Below are 15,243 nucleotides of genomic sequence, written 5' to 3'. Positions count from 1 at the left end.
CCGCATGATCCGCAAAAGCCTGATCACCACCCTTGCGATTGCCGTGGCCGGACCCGCCTTCGCCGCTGAACCAGACGATTGCCGCCAGGTCGTGTTTTCCGATGTGGGCTGGTCCGACATCACGGCGACGACGGCGCTTGCCTCGACCGTGCTGCAGGCCCTGGGATACGAGACGGAAACGAAGCTGCTGTCGGTGCCCGTCACCTATACGGCGCTGTCCACCGATGACGTGGACGTCTTCCTGGGCAACTGGATGCCCACGATGGAGGCCGACATCGCCCCCTATCGCGACGCGGGCACGGTGGACACGGTGCGCACCAACCTGACGGGGGCGAAATACACGCTGGCCACGAACAAGGCGGGCGCCGACCTGGGCATCACCGACTTCGGCAAGATCGCGGAACACAAGGACGCGCTGTCGGGCCAGATCTATGGCATCGAGCCGGGCAACGACGGCAACCGCCTGCTGCTGGAGATGGTGGCCGGCGACAAGTTCGGCCTGGGCACCTTCGAGGTGGTCGAATCCAGCGAACAGGGGATGCTGGCCCAAGTCGCCCGCGCCAGCAGCGCCGACCAGCCGATCGTGTTCCTGGGATGGGAGCCCCATCCGATGAACGCCCAGTTCGAGATGACCTACCTGACCGGCGGCGACGAGGTGTTCGGCCCCGACCTGGGCGGCGCCGAGGTGCGCACGAACACCCGCCAGGGCTATGTCACGGAATGCCCCAACGTGGGCAAGTTCCTGCAGAACCTGGAATTCACCCTGCCCATGGAGAACGAGGTCATGGGCATGATCCTGAACGACGGCCAGGATCCGATGGAGGCTGCAAAGGAATGGCTGTCGGCCAATCCCGATGCCGCAACCTCCTGGCTGGACGGCGTGACGACATTCGACGGCAACGACGCGCAGGCCGCCCTGACCGAGGCGCTGTCCGGCTGATCGCCGGCGCGTCCGCCTTCCCTTAAACCAGCAAGGAATCGCGCATGGAGCAGTTGACGGCATGGGTGACTGACAACAAGATCCCCGTGGGCCGCACGGCCAAGGGGGTCTTCGACTGGCTGAACGCCAATGCGGCCGGCTTGTTCAATACCATAGCGGGCGCGTTGGAATGGCTGATCGGCCGGATCCTCGCCGCGTTGGAAGCCCCCCATCCCTTCCTGTTCATCCTGCTGGCGGTGGCGCTGACCTGGCTGCTGCAACGGAACTGGAAGACCTGCCTGCTGGTCGCCCTGGGCCTGCTGTTCGTGCTGAACCAGGGTTACTGGGACGAGATGATGCAGTCCCTGACGCTGGTTCTGGCGGCCTGCCTGGTCTGCATGGCGATCGGCGTTCCCGTGGGCATCGCCGCCGCGCACCGGCCGCGCCTTTATGCCTGGATGCGGCCCGTGCTGGACCTGATGCAGACGCTGCCGACCTTCGTCTATCTGATCCCGGCCATCGTCTTCTTCGGCATCGGCATGGTGCCGGGCCTGCTGGCGACCGTGATCTTCGTGCTGCCCGCGCCGATCCGGCTGACGCAGCTTGGCATCGCATCCACCCCGCCCGCCCTGGTCGAGGCCGCGACCGCCTTTGGCGCCACGCCGCGCCAGCTTCTGTGGAAGGTCGAACTGCCAAGCGCCCTGCCCCAGATCATGGCGGGCCTGAACCAGACCATCATGCTGTCGCTGTCCATGGTGGTGATCGCGGCGCTTGTGGGCGCATCCGGCCTTGGGGTTCCGGTGGTGCGGGCGCTGAACAGCGTGAACACCTCGCTTGGCTTCGAATCGGGTTTCGTGATCGTCGTGGTGGCGATCCTTCTGGACCGGATGCTGCGGATGGAGGGCCGGAAATGAACACCATACCCAACGCCGTCGAATTCGACCGCGTCAGCATCGTCTTCGGCGATCACCCGGAAACCGCCCTGCCGCTGATGGACCAGGGCAAGGAACGCGGCGAAATCCGCAGCGCCACGGGCCAGGTCCTGGGCGTCCACGACTGTTCCCTCAACGTCCGGCAGGGAGAAATCCTGGTCTTGATGGGCCTGTCGGGATCGGGCAAGTCCACCCTGCTGCGCGCGGTCAATGCCCTGAACCACGTCTGCCGGGGCGAGGTCCGGGTCTGGGACGGCAACGGCATGATTTCCGTCAGCGGGGCGGGCCGGCGCGCGCTGCGCGACATCCGCCTGCGCCATGTGGCGATGGTCTTTCAGCAGTTCGGCCTGCTGCCCTGGCGCAGCGTGCGCGAAAACGTGGGCCTGGGGCTGGAACTGGCGGGGATGCCCGCCGCCGAACGTCGCGCGCGCGTTGACGCGCAACTGGAAACGGTCGGCCTGACCGACTGGGCCGAACGCAAGGTGGGCGACCTGTCGGGCGGGATGCAGCAGCGCGTGGGCCTGGCCCGCGCCTTTGCCACCCAGGCACCGATCCTGCTGATGGACGAACCCTTCAGCGCCCTGGATCCCCTGATTCGCGCGCGTCTTCAGGATGAACTTTTGGAACTGCAGGCCAAGACCCGCCGCACGATCATCTTCGTCAGCCATGACCTGGACGAGGCCTTCAAGCTGGGCAACCGCATCGCCCTGATGGAGGGCGGGCGCATCGTCCAGATCGGCACCGCACGCGACATCATCGCCAACCCGGTCAACGACTATGTCGCCGATTTCGTGGCCCACATGAACCCGCTGGGCGTCCTGACCGCCGCCGACGTGGTCCAGCCGGGCGATGTGCCCGAGGGCCTGGGGGGCGATCCGGTCCCCCGCGACATGCCGGTGCGCCGGGTGATGGAACTGCTGGCGGACCGGCCCGCCTTGCCCGTCCAGGGCGGCGGCTGCATCACCCGCGACGCGGTGCTGAGCAGGCTGATAAACCCCCAGGGCTGATCCGGGCTGATCGGGGCCGGTCAGCTGTTCTGCAGGTCGCGGTGATAGCGGATCAGAAGCGCCAGGCCGAGGGCATAGACGAACAGCGACACCCCCAGCACATAAAGCGGGCTGACATAGTCCCCTGCATAGGACGGATAAAAGGCCTTCCGCCTCTGGCCGACCACATGGACCAGCGGATTGAACCACAGATAGTCCGAAAACGGCGCCGGGATATCGTCATACATGAAGAAGACGCAGGAAATCAGGAACAAGGGCCGGTTCAGGATCGCCCAGACCTGCGGCCACCAGGAAAAAGCCTCGGTCAGGAAACAGTTCACCGCCCCCACGGCGACGCCAAAGGAAAAGGCCATCAGCAGCGACAGGGCAATTCCCCCTGCCTGGGGGTCGGTTCGCGTGTCCTGGAAAAACAGAAGCGCGGCAAAAACGATATAGGCCACCAGCATCTGCGTGATGCCGTTCATGATCATGCGCGCCAGCAAGGCGTCCATGAAGGTCACGGCGGGATAGGCCAGCAACGCCTTGGAATACAGGATGGACTGCGCCACCTTGCCGGATATCGCCATGTAGAACAGGAAGGGCACCATCCCCGTCGCATAGAAGATCGGGAAGTTCGTGCCGATGGGTGGCTTGGCCAGGACCATGGAAAAGACCAGCGTCAACAGCACGATGCCGGCCAGGGATTCGGCGAACAGATCGCCGCAGAACGCCAGAAATTCGGTTCCGAGACCGCCACTGGCGAGGCGCTGTCCACGGTCGTGGGCCAGTTCGAAAGCCTGATGGTGGATCGCGAATTCGCGGAACAGACCTATATCGCGTCCCGGGCCGCCTATGACGCCGCCCGCGCCGAAGCCGCGCGCCAGACCCGATACCTGGCCGCCTATGTCAAGCCGACCCTGGCCGAGGATTCCGAATTCCCCAAGCGGCTGAAGCTGCTGCCCCTGCTGGGCGGATTTCTGCTGCTGATCTGGATCGTCGGCATCCTGACCTATTACAGTTTGCGCGACCGTCGATGATCCGGCTGGAAAACCTCACCAAGATCTACAAGCTGAACGGGCGGCGAAAGGTCGTGGCCGACAACATGAACGTGACCTTTCCGACGGGCGTGTCCGTGGCGCTGCTGGGACGCAACGGCGCGGGCAAGTCCTCGCTGTTGCGGATGATCTCGGGGGCGATGCTGCCCACCTCGGGGCGGATCCTGTCCACCGGCACGATCAGCTGGCCGGTGGGCTTTGCGGGGTCCTTCAACGGCGAACTGACGGGGGAACAGAACTGCCGCTTTGTCGCGCGCGTCTATGGCATCGACACGGACGAGATGCGCGACTTCGTCGAGGATTTCGCCGAACTGGGCCAGCATTTCTATCTTCCGTTCCGCACCTATTCGTCGGGGATGCGGGCGCGGCTGGCCTTTGGCGTGTCCATGGCGGTGCCCTTCGACACCTATCTGGTGGACGAGGTGTCGGCCGTGGGCGACGCCGCCTTCCGCGCCAAGTCAAACCATGTCTTCAACGCGCGCATGAAGGCGGCCGGGGCGGTCGTCGTGTCCCATTCCATGCCCTCCCTGAGAGAGATCTGCCAGGCCGGGGCGGTCTTGGAAAACGGAAAGCTCAGCTATTTCCACGATCTGGAAGATGCCATCGCGGTCCATACCGCCAACATGCAGCGGGCCGTGGCCAAGGCGGGCTAGGACCGGATTGCAACGGTCCCGTGTCGGCCGCATGGCGGCTATGGCGTCTGCCATGCCGCCCCATTACAAGGCGGCGAGCAGCGCATCCATAAGGGCAGGTTCATGAAAATCATCGTTCTGGGCGGAGACGGTTTCTGCGGCTGGCCCACGGCCCTTCATCTGTCGGCGCGCGGCCATGACGTCATCATCGTGGACAACCTGTCGCGCCGGAAGATCGACGTGGAGCTTGAGGTCAGCAGCCTGACCCCGATCCGCCCCCTAGGCGAACGGGTTCGCGCCTGGCAGGAATTGACCAACCACCAGATCCGGGTCGAGAACTTCACGGTGGGCAAGCATTACCACCGCCTGCTGACCCTGCTGCGCGACGAAAAGCCCGACGCGGTGATCCATTTCGCCGAACAGCGGGCCGCGCCCTATTCGATGAAGTCCAGCTGGCACAAGCGTTACACGGTCAACAACAACCTGAACGCCACCAACGACGTTCTGGCCGCCATCGTCGAAAGCGGACAGGACATCCACCTGGTCCACCTGGGCACGATGGGCGTCTATGGCTATGGCACGGCGGGCATGAAGATCCCCGAAGGCTATCTTGATGTCGTGATCGAGACCGAGAACGGCCCCCACCGGCAGGAAATCCTGTATCCCGCCAATCCGGGGTCGATCTATCACATGACCAAGACCCAGGATCAGCTGTTCTTCTTCTATTACAACAAGAACGACGGCGTGCGGATCACCGACCTGCACCAGGGCATCGTCTGGGGCACCCAGACCGAGGAAACCCGCATGGACGACCGGCTGATCAACCGCTTCGACTATGACGGCGATTACGGCACGGTGCTGAACCGCTTCCTGATGCAGGCCGCGATCGGCTATCCGCTGACGGTGCATGGAACGGGCGGGCAGACCCGCGCCTTCATCCACATCCAGGACACCTGCCGCTGCATCGAACTGGCGCTGACGAACCCGCCGGCGCGCGGCGACCGGGTCAACATCCTGAACCAGATGACCGAAACCCACCGCGTCCGCGATCTGGCGCAGATGATCGCCGACCAGACCGGCGTCGAGGTCGCGTTCCTCAAGAACCCCCGCAACGAGGCGGACGAGAACGACCTGCACGTCGCCAACGACCGTTTCCTTGGGCTTGGCCTCGATCCGATCAAGCTGGAGGACGGGTTGCTGGCCGAGGTGCAGGAAATCGCCCGGAAATTCGCCGACCGCTGCGACCGGAACAAGATCCCCTGCGTGTCGCAATGGCGGACCGCGTGAATTGCTGACGCACCCGCCGTCCTGCGGGTGCGTTCGTCACTCGGTCCCAGCAGGCGCGGCCTCCATCTCTCCGCGCGGCGGGCGGATGCAGTTTCCGTCCTTCAGGTCGATGGCCGGTTAAAGGATCATCGCGGCCTTCTGGTTTCGCGGTTCGCGCAGGCCGGGCCGTGCGGTGAGTGTCCTTACTGAACCCGCGCCCAGGTCTGGCTTTTGCAGATCAGCCCGCCCGCGACGCAGCCCGACAGGCTCATCCGGTCGCCCTGGACGCTGGCCTTGCCGTTGTAGATCTTGTCGTTGGCGGGGCGCCATACCTTGCCGGAATAGTTGCCGCCGCCCTGGGGGGCCATGTCGATGACGATCTGACGCCCAAGGTTCGGCGACTGGTATTCGGCGCGATCCTTGAAGGTGCGGGTGATCGTGCCGCAGAAGGCCCCACCACAGGGGGCGATGGTGACATGGGCGAAGGATCCTTCGTCCGGCTGGGTCTGCCAGACGCCCTCGATCGGGTCGGCGGCGGCTGCGGTGCCTGCCAGGGCAAGAAAGGCTGTGGCGATGATGTGACGCATGGGGTTCCCTCCTCCAAGGATGGATGGATGCTGCGCGCGGCGCCCGGTTTCTGGCAAGCGTGACGTCAGGTCGCAGCCCGCCCTTCCGTTCCGCCCGCCCGCGTGGCAAAGGGTTGCGCGATCCGCGAAACCAGGAGGCTGCCATGATCCTTTACCCCGCCATCGACCTGAAGGACGGCAACTGCGTCCGCCTGCTGCGCGGCGAAATGGAGGCCGCGACCGTCTTCGGCACCGATCCGGCGGCACAGGCTCGCGCCTTCCAGGATGCGGGTGCGGAATGGCTGCACCTCGTGGACCTGAACGGCGCCTTCGCGGGCCATCCGGTCAACGGGGCGGCGGTCGAGGCGATCCTGTCGGCCATCGACATCCCCGCCCAGCTTGGCGGCGGCATCCGCGACATGGCGACCATCGAAGGCTGGCTGGACAAAGGCCTGACGCGCGTGATCCTGGGCACCGTCGCGGTGGAAAATCCCGACCTGGTGCGCCAGGCGGCAGCAGCCTTTCCGGGCCGGATCGCGGTCGGCATCGACGCCCGCGCGGGTCGCGTCGCCACCCGTGGCTGGGCCACCGAGACCGAGGTGATGGCCACCGACCTCGCCCGCCAGTTCCAGGACGCGGGCGTCGCCGCGATCATCTATACCGACATCGACCGCGACGGGGCCATGCAGGGCCCGAACATCGCGGCGACCGAGGCCCTGGCCCGCGCGGTCGGCATCCCGGTCATCGCCTCGGGCGGGGTGTCGTCGCTGGACGATCTGCGCGCGCTGAAGGACACGCAGGTGATCGCGGGCGCGATCTCGGGGCGGGCGCTTTATGACGGGGCGATCGACCTGTCGCAGGCCCTGGCGATGCTGAAGTGATCAGATCTGGCGTTCGGGCATCTGGACGACCAGACCGTCAAGCGCCTCGGTCACCTTGATCTGGCAGGTCAGGCGCGACCGTTCGGGATCGGGCTGCCAGGCGAAATCCAGCATGTCCTCCTCCATCGGGTCGCGGGGGGGAAGCTGGTCCAGCCAGGCAGGATCGACATAGACATGGCAGGTCGAACAGGCGCAGGCGCCGCCGCAATCTGCGTCGATGCCCGGCACGCCATTGTCGCGCGCCCCTTCCATCACCGTCATGCCGGGCTTCACGTCAACCTCGTGCCGGGTTCCGTTATGCTCGATATAGGTGATGCGGGCCATGGCTTGCGTATCCTTTGCTGTGCAGGGGGCAGATAGGCCATCGCCCCCGCAATGAAAAGGGGCGTGCGCGCCTTACGCTTGCGCCGGGACGCTGAAGGGAAACCGGCCCGCCTCGTCCCAGGGCCCGCCCCGGTAATGCCACAGCAGCATCCCCCTGATGGTCAGGGGGAAGGGCCGGAATTCGGCGGACAGTCCGTCGAACAGGGCGCGGGCCTCGGGCGGGGCTACCTTGTTCTGGATCGTGACATGGGGCCTCATCCGCTGGCGGTCCTGCGGGGTCAGCACCTGGGAAAAGGCCGCCGACAGGTCGTCGCGCAGCCGTTCGATCGCGGGGCAGTCGATATCATAGGCGACGCCCCTGCCCAGAAACCGCAGCCGCGCCACCTGCCCTTCGACCGGGGCAAGTTCCTGGGCGACCTTCTGCAATTCCTGCGTGATCCAGCCGATCCCGTCGCCCGGCAGATGATGAAACAGCGTCAGATGCGCGGGAATGTGGTTGCGCGCGGGCGGGAAATGCCGCTGCCGCATGGTCTGGAAGAACTCGAAGCTGGTGTCGTCCAGCCAGGCGGTCAGGATCAGCGGGTCGTCGTCGGCCATCTTCCAAGTTCCACCATACCGTCGTGAAAAGGGCGGCTCGCCGATGCGAACCGCCCCTGACGTGCTTCACGGGCTTGCGCCGTCAGCCCTCAGCTTTCGCCGACCGGCAGGGCCACGAAGCGCGGCTCTCCGTCGCGGCGCACCAGGACCAGCAGCGACTTGCGGCCCGCCTCGCGCGCCTCCTCGATGCGGGCGTTCAGGTCCGCGATGGAGGCGACCGGCTGCTGGCCCGCCTCGGTGATGATGTCGCCGGGGGCGAGGCCCTTTTCGGCGGCTTCGCTTTCCGGGTCGATTTCCTGGATCACCAGGCCCTTGGCGTCATTCGGCAGGCCCATGTCCTGCGCCATCTCGGCCGTCAGGGCCGACAGCGACATGCCCAGGATGTCCTGCTGGGCGGGGCCGTTCCCACCCTGCCCTGCGGTGGCATTGCCCGTGCCTTCCGCCGTCTCGCGCCGGCCCAGCGTCACGCTGAGGGTCACGGGACCATCCTGGCGCTGCACGACCACATCGACCGGCTCGCCTGCCGGAGCCTCGGCCACGCGGCGGACCAGGCTGCGGGTATCCTCGACGGGCGATCCGGCAAAATTGGTGATCACGTCGCCCGCGCGCATCCCGGCATCCTTCGCGGGACCGTCGGGAACATCCGTCACCATCGCGCCGGATTCTGCCGCAAGGCCAAGCGCCTCGGCCATGTCGGGGGTCACGTCCTGAATCTTGACGCCCAGCCAGCCGCGCCGGGTTTCGCCGAATTCGCGCAACTGGTCCACGACGCTGGACACCACGTTCGACGCCATCGAGAAGCCGATGCCGATCGACCCGCCATTGGGTGACAGGATCGCGGTGTTCACGCCCACGACCTCGCCCTGCAGGTTGAACAGCGGCCCGCCCGAGTTGCCGCGGTTGATGGCCGCGTCGGTCTGCAGATAGTCGTCATAGGTGCCGGACAATTCGCGGTTCCGGGCCGAAACGATGCCTGAACTGGCCGAAAAGCCCTGGCCCAGCGGGTTGCCCAAGGCCAGAACCCAGTCGCCCACGCGGGCGTCGTCGGAATTGCCGAATTCCACGAAGGGCAGCGGCTCGTCGCTTTCGACCTTCAACAGGGCCACGTCGGTGTTGGGATCGGTGCCGACCACTTCGGCGGCCAGCGTCTCGCCGGAATAGAACTCAATCTCGATCTCGTCGGCGCCCTCGATGACGTGGTTGTTCGTGACGATGAAGCCGTCAGACGAAATCACGAAGCCCGACCCAAGCGCATTCGACCGCTGGGGCATCCGGGGTCCGCCCTGGCCCGGCTGGTTGGGCATTCCGGGGATGCCGAAGTCGCGGAACAGGTCGGAGAACGGGCTGCCCTCGGGGAACATCGGCCCGCCCTCGCCGCCGGTGGGCTGGGCCACCACGGCGCTTGTGGTGATGTTGACCACAGCCGGGGCGACCTGCTGGACCAGATCGGCGAAGCTGTCGGGCATGACCTGGGACGAACCGGCCTGCCGTTCCGCCTTCAGCGGTTCGTTGTTGTTCGCCGCCTCTTGCGCCTGCTGGCTGGCCTCGGGCGAGATATCGGGCTGCGCGTCCTGCGCCGCCGCAATACCAAGGCCGACGGTCACGGCCAGCGCCGAGGCAGTCAGAAGATGCCGAGCAGAAAACGTCTTCATGCGGATGTCCTCATCTTACGCAGTTCGTCGGTCCTGACAAAGGGCCGGGGGACCGCTGGTGTTATGAAGAAGAAATAGGGCGGCGTTGCAAATAAACCACGCTCTCGGGCAGTGAACTGATCGTGACTTTTATTGCAGAAGGGGCAGATGTCGCCACCTGCCCCTGTCCGTCTTCATTACTGGCCCGGCTGGGCTTCCGGGGCCGGATCGGTCCCTTCGACCCCGGCCTCTGGCGCTGCGGGCTCTGCCGCCTGTTCGCCTGCCGCATCCGTGGCCGCGTCAGCGGCTTCGGGCGCCGCTGCCGGGTCGGCGGCTTCCGCGTCGGTTGCTGGCGGGGCCTGATCGGCGGGGGCAGGCTCGGCAGCGCCGCTGACGGGCGCCACGACGCCGTCGCTTTGCTGCGGCGGGGTCGTCAGCATTTCCGGCACCGGGGTCAGCTTGACGCCCGCGCTTTCGCCCAAGGGGTTGCCCTCGCGGTCGGTGACGGTGGGAGTCACCAGGCCTTCTTCCTCCTCCTGGGCCTGCGGCTCCAGGACGGACGCTGCCGAATTGCCTGCGGGCACCGGGGTCGCCGACGGATTGGCGCGGCTGGCGCCGTCATCGCGCAGATAGCTGAAGAACTCGCCCTCGGGCTGCAGGACCATGGTGCTGTTGTCGCCCTGCAGCGCCCGTTCGTACGAGGTCATCGACCGGGTAAAGGCGAAGAACTCGGGGTCGCGGCCGAAGGCGTCGGCATAGATGGCGTTCCGCTGGGCGTCGGCTTCACCGCGCACGATCTCGGCCCGCTTGGACGCTTCCGAGGTCAGTTCGGTCACGGTCCGGTCGGCGGCGGCGCGGACGCGCTGCGCGGCCTCGCCACCCCGGGCAATCTCGTCGGCGGCCTCGCGCTGACGCTCGGCCCGCATCCGGGCATAGGTCGCATTCAGGTTCTGCTCGGGCAGGTCGGTGCGGGTCAGGCGGACGTCGATGATCTCGACCCCCAGCCCTTCCGAGTTGTTGCGCGCCTCGTCCCGGATCTGGTTCATCAGCGCGGTCCGGTCGTCCGACAGGACGCTGGTGGACGGCACGGTGCCCAGAACCTCGCGGATGGCGTTGCGCACGATGGGTTCCAGACGGCCCTGCGCCCCCTGGATGCCGCCCGCGCCGACCGCCTGGCGGAAGCGCACGACATCGGTGATCCGCCAGCGGGCGAAGGCGTCCACGATCAGGCGGCGGTCATCCAGCGGCGTGACCTCCAGCGGCACGGTGGGCAGGCCCAGGATGCGGCCGTCGTATTTCTCGACGTTATCCAGGAAAGGCACCTTGAAGCCGAGGCCCGGCTCCTCTTTCACATCGACCACGCGGCCCAGGCGCAGCACAAGCGCCTTTTCGCGTTCGTCCACGATGAACAACGACGAGGCGACAAGCACCGCCACCACGATCAGGAACGGGATGGCCAGCGTCGCGGCCAGATTTCTGCGAGCATTGGCCATCAGTTGCTACCCCCCGTGGTCGCGTTGCCTTGGCCTTGCAGCCCCGAACCGGGCAGGCTGGTGCCCGTCTGGCCGGCGTTCTGGCCAGCGTTCTGGCCGCTTGTGCCCGATCCCTGCCGGCGCAACTGGTCCAGCGGCAGATAGGGCACGACGCCCGATCCCTGCCCCCCGGTCGAATCGCCCAAGATCACCTTGTCCACGCGGCCAAGCACGGTTTCCATGGTTTCCAGATACATCCGGCGGCGGGTCACGTCGGGGGCCTTCACATATTCCTCGTAGATCGAATTGAAGCGCGCGGCCTCGCCCTGGGCGGTGTTGACGGCCTGGGCGCGATAAGCCTCGGCCTGTTCCAGGGCCTGGGCCGCGTCACCGCGGGCCTGGGCCAGGACGCGGTTGGCATATGCGTCGGCTTCCTTTTCAAGCCGGTCGCGTTCCTGCTGGGCGGCCTGCACCTCGCGGAAGGCGTCGATCACCTCGGCCGGCGGGTCGGCGCGGTCAAGGTTGACCCGGACCACGTTGATCCCCGACTGATAGGCATCCAACGTTTCCTGAACCGAGGTTTGCAGGTCGTTGGCGATGGTGCCGCGATCGCGGTTCAGGATCGGCGCCAGTTCGCTGCGCGCGATGATGTCGCGCATCGAGGATTCGGCCACGGCGCGCATGGTGTCGGCAGGATCGGCCAGGTTGAACAGGAATTTCTCGGGGTCCGAGATGTTCCAGACGACCTGGTATTCCATGTCCACGATGTTCTGGTCGCGGGTCAGCATCAGCCCGTTGTCCATCTCGCCCTGGCGGCCCGTGCCGATCTCGGTCACGCGTTCGTTGGTCACGGGGATGACCTCGGCGGTGACGACCGGCCAGGGGGCGAAGTTCAGACCCTCGGTCCCCACGGCCACGGCGCGGCCGAACAGGAATTCGACGCTGCGTTCGTTGGTCTGGACGCGATAGAAGCTTGCGAAGGCCCACAAGGCCAGCAGGACCAGGCCGCCGATGGTGAGCGTGGTCCGGTTCAGCTGGAAGCCCGGTGTCTGCGGGCGCCGAGGTCCGCCCCCGGTCGGTCCGTTGCCGCTGCCGCGTCCGCCCATCAGCACGCGCAGGCGTTCCTGGCCCTTCTTCATCAGTTCTTCGATTTCGGGCATCTGCTGGGGGCCACCGGGACGCTGCGGCCCTTTTGGTGGTTGCTGCTGTCCCCAGGGGCGGTTCACCGGACGCTTGTCGCGATCCTCGTCATCTCCTCCGCCGCTTCCGCCGCCCCAAGGGCCCTGACTTGCCATCCGTGGTCCTTCTTTCTTCTTCGTCGTTCCGTTGTCTGAAAACTGGGCCGGCAGGGGGAAATGTCAACCCGAACAGCCCCCGCCCGCGCCCATCTGTCGCAATTGTCAGGCGGTTGCAGCCTGTGCAGGAACCTCCAGCCGGTGCCGGCGGGTGGGCTGACGCATGGTCACCAGTTCCTCGGCCGCGGTGGGATGGACCGCCATGGTCGCGTCGAAATCGGCCTTGGTCGCGCCCATGGTGATGGGGATCGCGGCAAGCTGGATCATCTCGCCCGCGTCGGGACCGAAGATGTGGCAGCCCAGCACGACGTCGGTTCCGGGATCGACCAGCAGCTTCATCATCACCTTGGCGTTGCTGCCCGCGAACATCGAGCGCATGGGCCGGAAGGTGGTGGCATAGACATCCACGTCGCCGCGCGCGCAGGCCTGTTCCTCGGTCAGGCCGATCTGCGCGACCTCGTGCGGGCGCAGATAAACGGCGCTTGCGATGGTGGCGTGGCTGACCTTGCGCGCCCGGCCGCCGAAGATCGTGTCGGCAAAGGCATGGCCTTCGCGGATGGCAACGGGGGTCAGGTTTACCCGGTCGGTCACGTCCCCTACGGCAAAGATCGACGGCACCGCCGTCTGCGACCATTCGTCCACGGCGATCGCGCCATTCCCGCGCAGGTGGACGCCGGTGTTTTCCAGCCCTAGCCCGCCGGTATAGGGATTGCGCCCGGTGGCCCAGATCACCGCGTCGAATTCCTCGTGGCTGCCGTCGTTGAAGGCGACGTCGATGCGGTCGCCCGCGCGCGCCAGTCCGGTGGGGGTGACGTTCAGCCGCAGGTCGATGCCGATCTCGCTCAGCTGCACGGTCGCCATGTCGCGGGCCTGCTGGTCGAAGCCGCGCAGCACCGCGTCGCCGCGATAGACCTGGACGGTCTCGACGCCCAAGCCCGACAGGATGGTGGCGAATTCGCAGGCGATATAGCCGCCGCCGACCAGCAGCACCCGGCGCGGCAGTTCCTTCATCAGGAACAGGTCGTCCGAGATCAGGCCCAGTTCCTCGCCGGGGATGCCGGGCAAGGCGGGGCGGCCGCCGACCGCAATCAGGATATGCTTGGCGGTCTTCGTCGTGCCGTCGGCCAGGGCGACCGTGTGGGCATCGACGATGGTGGCGCGCTGATGGAAGATCTGCACGCCCGACCTTTCCAGGTTCGCGGTATAGATCAGTTCCAGCCGCGTGAGTTCGGCATCCAGTTTCGACCGGAAGACCGGCCAGTCGAACCGGCCCGCCTGCGCGCCTTCCCAGCCATAGCCGCGCATCTCCTCGGCCATCAGGCCCGCCTGGGACGCGAAGATCATCAGCTTCTTGGGCACGCAGCCGCGGATCACGCAGGTGCCGCCCATGCGGCTTTCCTCGGCCACGGCGACGCGGGCGCCATGTTCGCCCGCCGCGACGCGGGCCGCCCGCACGCCACCGGACCCGCCACCGATCACGAACAGGTCATAATCGAAGCTCATGGCTGGTCCCCTTCGCCGGCCAGCAGGTCGGCGTCGATGTCGGCATTGCGATCAAGCCGGACAACCGTGCCGTCCGGCTTGCCGATGATCGCCAGATGGCACATGCCCAGGAACAGCCCATGTTCCACGACCCCCGGAATGGCCGACAGCACGCGCGCAAGGGCCACCGGATCGGGAATGCAGTCCAGATGCAGGTCGAGGATCCAGTTCCCTTCATCCGTGACCCAGGGGTCGCTGCCCTTGAGGCGATGCAGAACGTCCCGGTCGCCCAGATCCAGGTCGGCAAGCGCGCGGCGGATCAGGGTGCGGGTGGTCTCGAACCCGAATTGCAGCACCTCGACCGGCAGGGGAAAGGCGCCAAGCTGTTCCACGACCTTGCCGGGATCGGCGATGACGACCATCCGCTTGCTGGCCGCCGCGACGATCTTTTCGCGCAGATGCGCGCCGCCGCCGCCCTTGATCAGGTGCAGGTCGGGATCGACCTCGTCGGCGCCGTCGATGGTCATGTCCAGCCAGCCGATCTGATCCAGGCTTTCGATCGACAGCCCCAGGCTTTCGGCCAGGTCGCAGGTCGCGCGAGAGGTGGCGGCGCAGCGAAGCGACAATCCCTCGGCACGCACGCGGGCGGCCAATTCGCGGACCATGACGCTGGCGGTCGATCCGGTGCCCAGGCCCAGCTTCATGCCGTCCCGGACCAGGGCCACGGCGGCGCGCGCGGCGGCCAGCTTGGCGGGATCGGGTTGGGGGTTCTGGGTCATCGGCGGCCTCCGGCTTGGACTGGTTGAATGCTTATAGGGCAAGCCGCGGTCATGTGGAACGCCCGAGACGGAAAACGCCGCTGCTGCAGGTTCCAAGCACCCATGCCTCAGGCGCACAATCCTGGGGCATAATTTACCATATTATTACTTGCTTTGAGTTGAAAAGGATCCAAGCGGAGTTTTGACACCGAAATTAGTTGCAATTTCAAAAGATTAAACTGTATGATTTCATTGTGATTCCTGATTTTGGGAGTCACCGTGGGCAACAGCTCATTGGAATATATCCAATATGATTAGAACCGTGATTTCTGCGCACTTATGTAGTCCGGCCTGAACAACTTCTACTGCATTGATTTTGTGTGCTGAAGCTGCGGTTTTGTTGGCTTTGAATTGCAGGGTTTCGTATGCTTTTGCCAGAAACCCTGC

Annotated in this window: 16 protein-coding genes; 7 read left to right on the top strand and 9 right to left on the bottom strand. The window is 66.0% G+C overall.

Annotation, left to right across the window (positions count from 1 at the left end):
- Nucleotides 1-4: 4 nt before the first annotated feature.
- Genes choX through choV form a run of 3 tightly spaced genes read left to right on the top strand, consistent with a single transcriptional unit; the run spans nucleotide 5 to nucleotide 2,858 of the window.
- Complete coding sequence (gene choX / locus IEX25_RS10215; RefSeq protein WP_188715079.1) at nucleotides 5-940, top strand: choline ABC transporter substrate-binding protein; 936 nt, start codon at nucleotides 5-7, stop codon at nucleotides 938-940.
- A gap of 44 nt (nucleotides 941-984) precedes the next feature.
- Nucleotides 985-1,833, top strand: coding sequence for a choline ABC transporter permease subunit (gene choW / locus IEX25_RS10210; protein ID WP_188715078.1), 849 nt, complete (start codon nucleotides 985-987; stop codon nucleotides 1,831-1,833).
- Complete coding sequence (gene choV / locus IEX25_RS10205; protein WP_188715077.1) at nucleotides 1,830-2,858, top strand: choline ABC transporter ATP-binding protein; 1,029 nt, start codon at nucleotides 1,830-1,832, stop codon at nucleotides 2,856-2,858. The genes choW and choV overlap by 4 nt, the downstream gene beginning before the upstream one ends.
- 20 nt (nucleotides 2,859-2,878) lie before the next feature.
- Here the strand turns inward: choV and IEX25_RS10200 are convergent, their stop codons facing one another.
- The gene (locus tag IEX25_RS10200; RefSeq protein WP_188715076.1) at nucleotides 2,879-3,526 is read right to left on the bottom strand and encodes an ABC transporter permease; all 648 of its coding nucleotides are present in this window, start codon (nucleotides 3,524-3,526) and stop codon (nucleotides 2,879-2,881) included.
- Nucleotides 3,527-3,616: 90 nt separating this feature from the next.
- Between IEX25_RS10200 and IEX25_RS10195 the strand changes: the two genes are divergently transcribed.
- The 3 genes from IEX25_RS10195 to IEX25_RS10185 all read left to right on the top strand — a co-directional run bounded on the left by IEX25_RS10195 (nucleotide 3,617) and on the right by IEX25_RS10185 (nucleotide 5,811).
- Nucleotides 3,617-3,874 carry a hypothetical protein gene (locus tag IEX25_RS10195; protein WP_188715074.1) on the top strand — a complete coding sequence of 86 codons (258 nt, stop codon included), beginning with the start codon at nucleotides 3,617-3,619 and terminating at the stop codon, nucleotides 3,872-3,874.
- Nucleotides 3,871-4,545 carry an ABC transporter ATP-binding protein gene (locus tag IEX25_RS10190; RefSeq protein WP_188715073.1) on the top strand — a complete coding sequence of 225 codons (675 nt, stop codon included), beginning with the start codon at nucleotides 3,871-3,873 and terminating at the stop codon, nucleotides 4,543-4,545. Before IEX25_RS10195 ends, IEX25_RS10190 begins: the two co-directional genes overlap by 4 nt.
- 102 nt (nucleotides 4,546-4,647) lie before the next feature.
- Nucleotides 4,648-5,811, top strand: coding sequence for an NAD-dependent epimerase/dehydratase family protein (locus IEX25_RS10185; protein ID WP_188715072.1), 1,164 nt, complete (start codon nucleotides 4,648-4,650; stop codon nucleotides 5,809-5,811).
- A 182-nt stretch (nucleotides 5,812-5,993) separates the two neighbouring features.
- On the opposite strand, the gene IEX25_RS10175 is transcribed toward IEX25_RS10185, so the two are convergent.
- Nucleotides 5,994-6,377 carry a DUF2147 domain-containing protein gene (locus tag IEX25_RS10175; RefSeq protein WP_188715071.1) on the bottom strand — a complete coding sequence of 128 codons (384 nt, stop codon included), beginning with the start codon at nucleotides 6,375-6,377 and terminating at the stop codon, nucleotides 5,994-5,996.
- A gap of 143 nt (nucleotides 6,378-6,520) precedes the next feature.
- Here IEX25_RS10175 and hisA point away from each other — a divergent pair, with 143 nt between their 5' ends.
- The gene (hisA, locus tag IEX25_RS10170; protein WP_188715070.1) at nucleotides 6,521-7,237 is read left to right on the top strand and encodes a 1-(5-phosphoribosyl)-5-[(5-phosphoribosylamino)methylideneamino]imidazole-4-carboxamide isomerase; all 717 of its coding nucleotides are present in this window, start codon (nucleotides 6,521-6,523) and stop codon (nucleotides 7,235-7,237) included.
- Here hisA and IEX25_RS10165 read toward each other — a convergent pair whose 3' ends face one another.
- The 7 genes from IEX25_RS10165 to rpiA form a co-directional block, all read right to left on the bottom strand.
- Nucleotides 7,238-7,561, bottom strand: coding sequence for a 2Fe-2S iron-sulfur cluster-binding protein (locus tag IEX25_RS10165; RefSeq protein WP_103171412.1), 324 nt, complete (start codon nucleotides 7,559-7,561; stop codon nucleotides 7,238-7,240).
- Between the two features lie 72 nt (nucleotides 7,562-7,633).
- Nucleotides 7,634-8,158 carry a 2'-5' RNA ligase family protein gene (locus IEX25_RS10160; RefSeq protein ID WP_188715069.1) on the bottom strand — a complete coding sequence of 175 codons (525 nt, stop codon included), beginning with the start codon at nucleotides 8,156-8,158 and terminating at the stop codon, nucleotides 7,634-7,636.
- 89 nt (nucleotides 8,159-8,247) lie between these two features.
- A complete protein-coding gene (locus IEX25_RS10155; RefSeq protein WP_188715068.1) occupies nucleotides 8,248-9,810 on the bottom strand; it encodes a Do family serine endopeptidase in 1,563 nt (520 codons plus the stop codon).
- A gap of 176 nt (nucleotides 9,811-9,986) precedes the next feature.
- On the bottom strand, nucleotides 9,987-11,282 hold the full coding sequence (hflC, locus tag IEX25_RS10150) for a protease modulator HflC (protein ID WP_188715067.1): 1,296 nt from the start codon (nucleotides 11,280-11,282) through the stop codon (nucleotides 9,987-9,989).
- Nucleotides 11,282-12,556, bottom strand: a complete 1,275-nt coding sequence (gene hflK / locus IEX25_RS10145; RefSeq protein ID WP_188715066.1) for an FtsH protease activity modulator HflK — start codon at nucleotides 12,554-12,556, stop codon at nucleotides 11,282-11,284. Before hflK ends, hflC begins: the two co-directional genes overlap by 1 nt.
- 105 nt (nucleotides 12,557-12,661) lie before the next feature.
- The gene (gorA, locus tag IEX25_RS10140; protein ID WP_188715065.1) at nucleotides 12,662-14,059 is read right to left on the bottom strand and encodes a glutathione-disulfide reductase; all 1,398 of its coding nucleotides are present in this window, start codon (nucleotides 14,057-14,059) and stop codon (nucleotides 12,662-12,664) included.
- Entirely contained in the window at nucleotides 14,056-14,817 is a 762-nt protein-coding gene (rpiA, locus tag IEX25_RS10135; RefSeq protein WP_188715063.1) for a ribose-5-phosphate isomerase RpiA, read from the bottom strand. The genes gorA and rpiA overlap by 4 nt, the downstream gene beginning before the upstream one ends.
- Nucleotides 14,818-15,243: the final 426 nt, after the last annotated feature.

Origin of the sequence: Paracoccus acridae (genome assembly GCF_014642735.1) — a bacterium.
Lineage (GTDB): Bacteria > Pseudomonadota > Alphaproteobacteria > Rhodobacterales > Rhodobacteraceae > Paracoccus > Paracoccus acridae.
The sequence above is the reverse complement of the archived record's forward strand: the minus strand, read 5'-3'. Positions and strand labels throughout refer to the sequence as shown.

Excerpts from the sequence above, each read along its gene's own strand:
- choX (WP_188715079.1), top strand. The coding sequence starts at position 5 with ATGATCCGCAAAAGCCTGATCACCACCCTTGCGATTGCCGTGGCCGGA.
- choW (WP_188715078.1), top strand. The coding sequence starts at position 985 with ATGGAGCAGTTGACGGCATGGGTGACTGACAACAAGATCCCCGTGGGC.
- choV (WP_188715077.1), top strand. The coding sequence starts at position 1,830 with ATGAACACCATACCCAACGCCGTCGAATTCGACCGCGTCAGCATCGTC.
- IEX25_RS10190 (WP_188715073.1), top strand. The coding sequence starts at position 3,871 with ATGATCCGGCTGGAAAACCTCACCAAGATCTACAAGCTGAACGGGCGG.
- IEX25_RS10185 (WP_188715072.1), top strand. The coding sequence starts at position 4,648 with ATGAAAATCATCGTTCTGGGCGGAGACGGTTTCTGCGGCTGGCCCACG.
- IEX25_RS10175 (WP_188715071.1), bottom strand. The coding sequence starts at position 6,377 with ATGCGTCACATCATCGCCACAGCCTTTCTTGCCCTGGCAGGCACCGCA.
- hisA (WP_188715070.1), top strand. The coding sequence starts at position 6,521 with ATGATCCTTTACCCCGCCATCGACCTGAAGGACGGCAACTGCGTCCGC.
- IEX25_RS10165 (WP_103171412.1), bottom strand. The coding sequence starts at position 7,561 with ATGGCCCGCATCACCTATATCGAGCATAACGGAACCCGGCACGAGGTT.
- IEX25_RS10160 (WP_188715069.1), bottom strand. The coding sequence starts at position 8,158 with ATGGCCGACGACGACCCGCTGATCCTGACCGCCTGGCTGGACGACACC.
- IEX25_RS10155 (WP_188715068.1), bottom strand. The coding sequence starts at position 9,810 with ATGAAGACGTTTTCTGCTCGGCATCTTCTGACTGCCTCGGCGCTGGCC.
- hflC (WP_188715067.1), bottom strand. The coding sequence starts at position 11,282 with ATGGCCAATGCTCGCAGAAATCTGGCCGCGACGCTGGCCATCCCGTTC.
- hflK (WP_188715066.1), bottom strand. The coding sequence starts at position 12,556 with ATGGCAAGTCAGGGCCCTTGGGGCGGCGGAAGCGGCGGAGGAGATGAC.
- gorA (WP_188715065.1), bottom strand. The coding sequence starts at position 14,059 with ATGAGCTTCGATTATGACCTGTTCGTGATCGGTGGCGGGTCCGGTGGC.
- rpiA (WP_188715063.1), bottom strand. The coding sequence starts at position 14,817 with ATGACCCAGAACCCCCAACCCGATCCCGCCAAGCTGGCCGCCGCGCGC.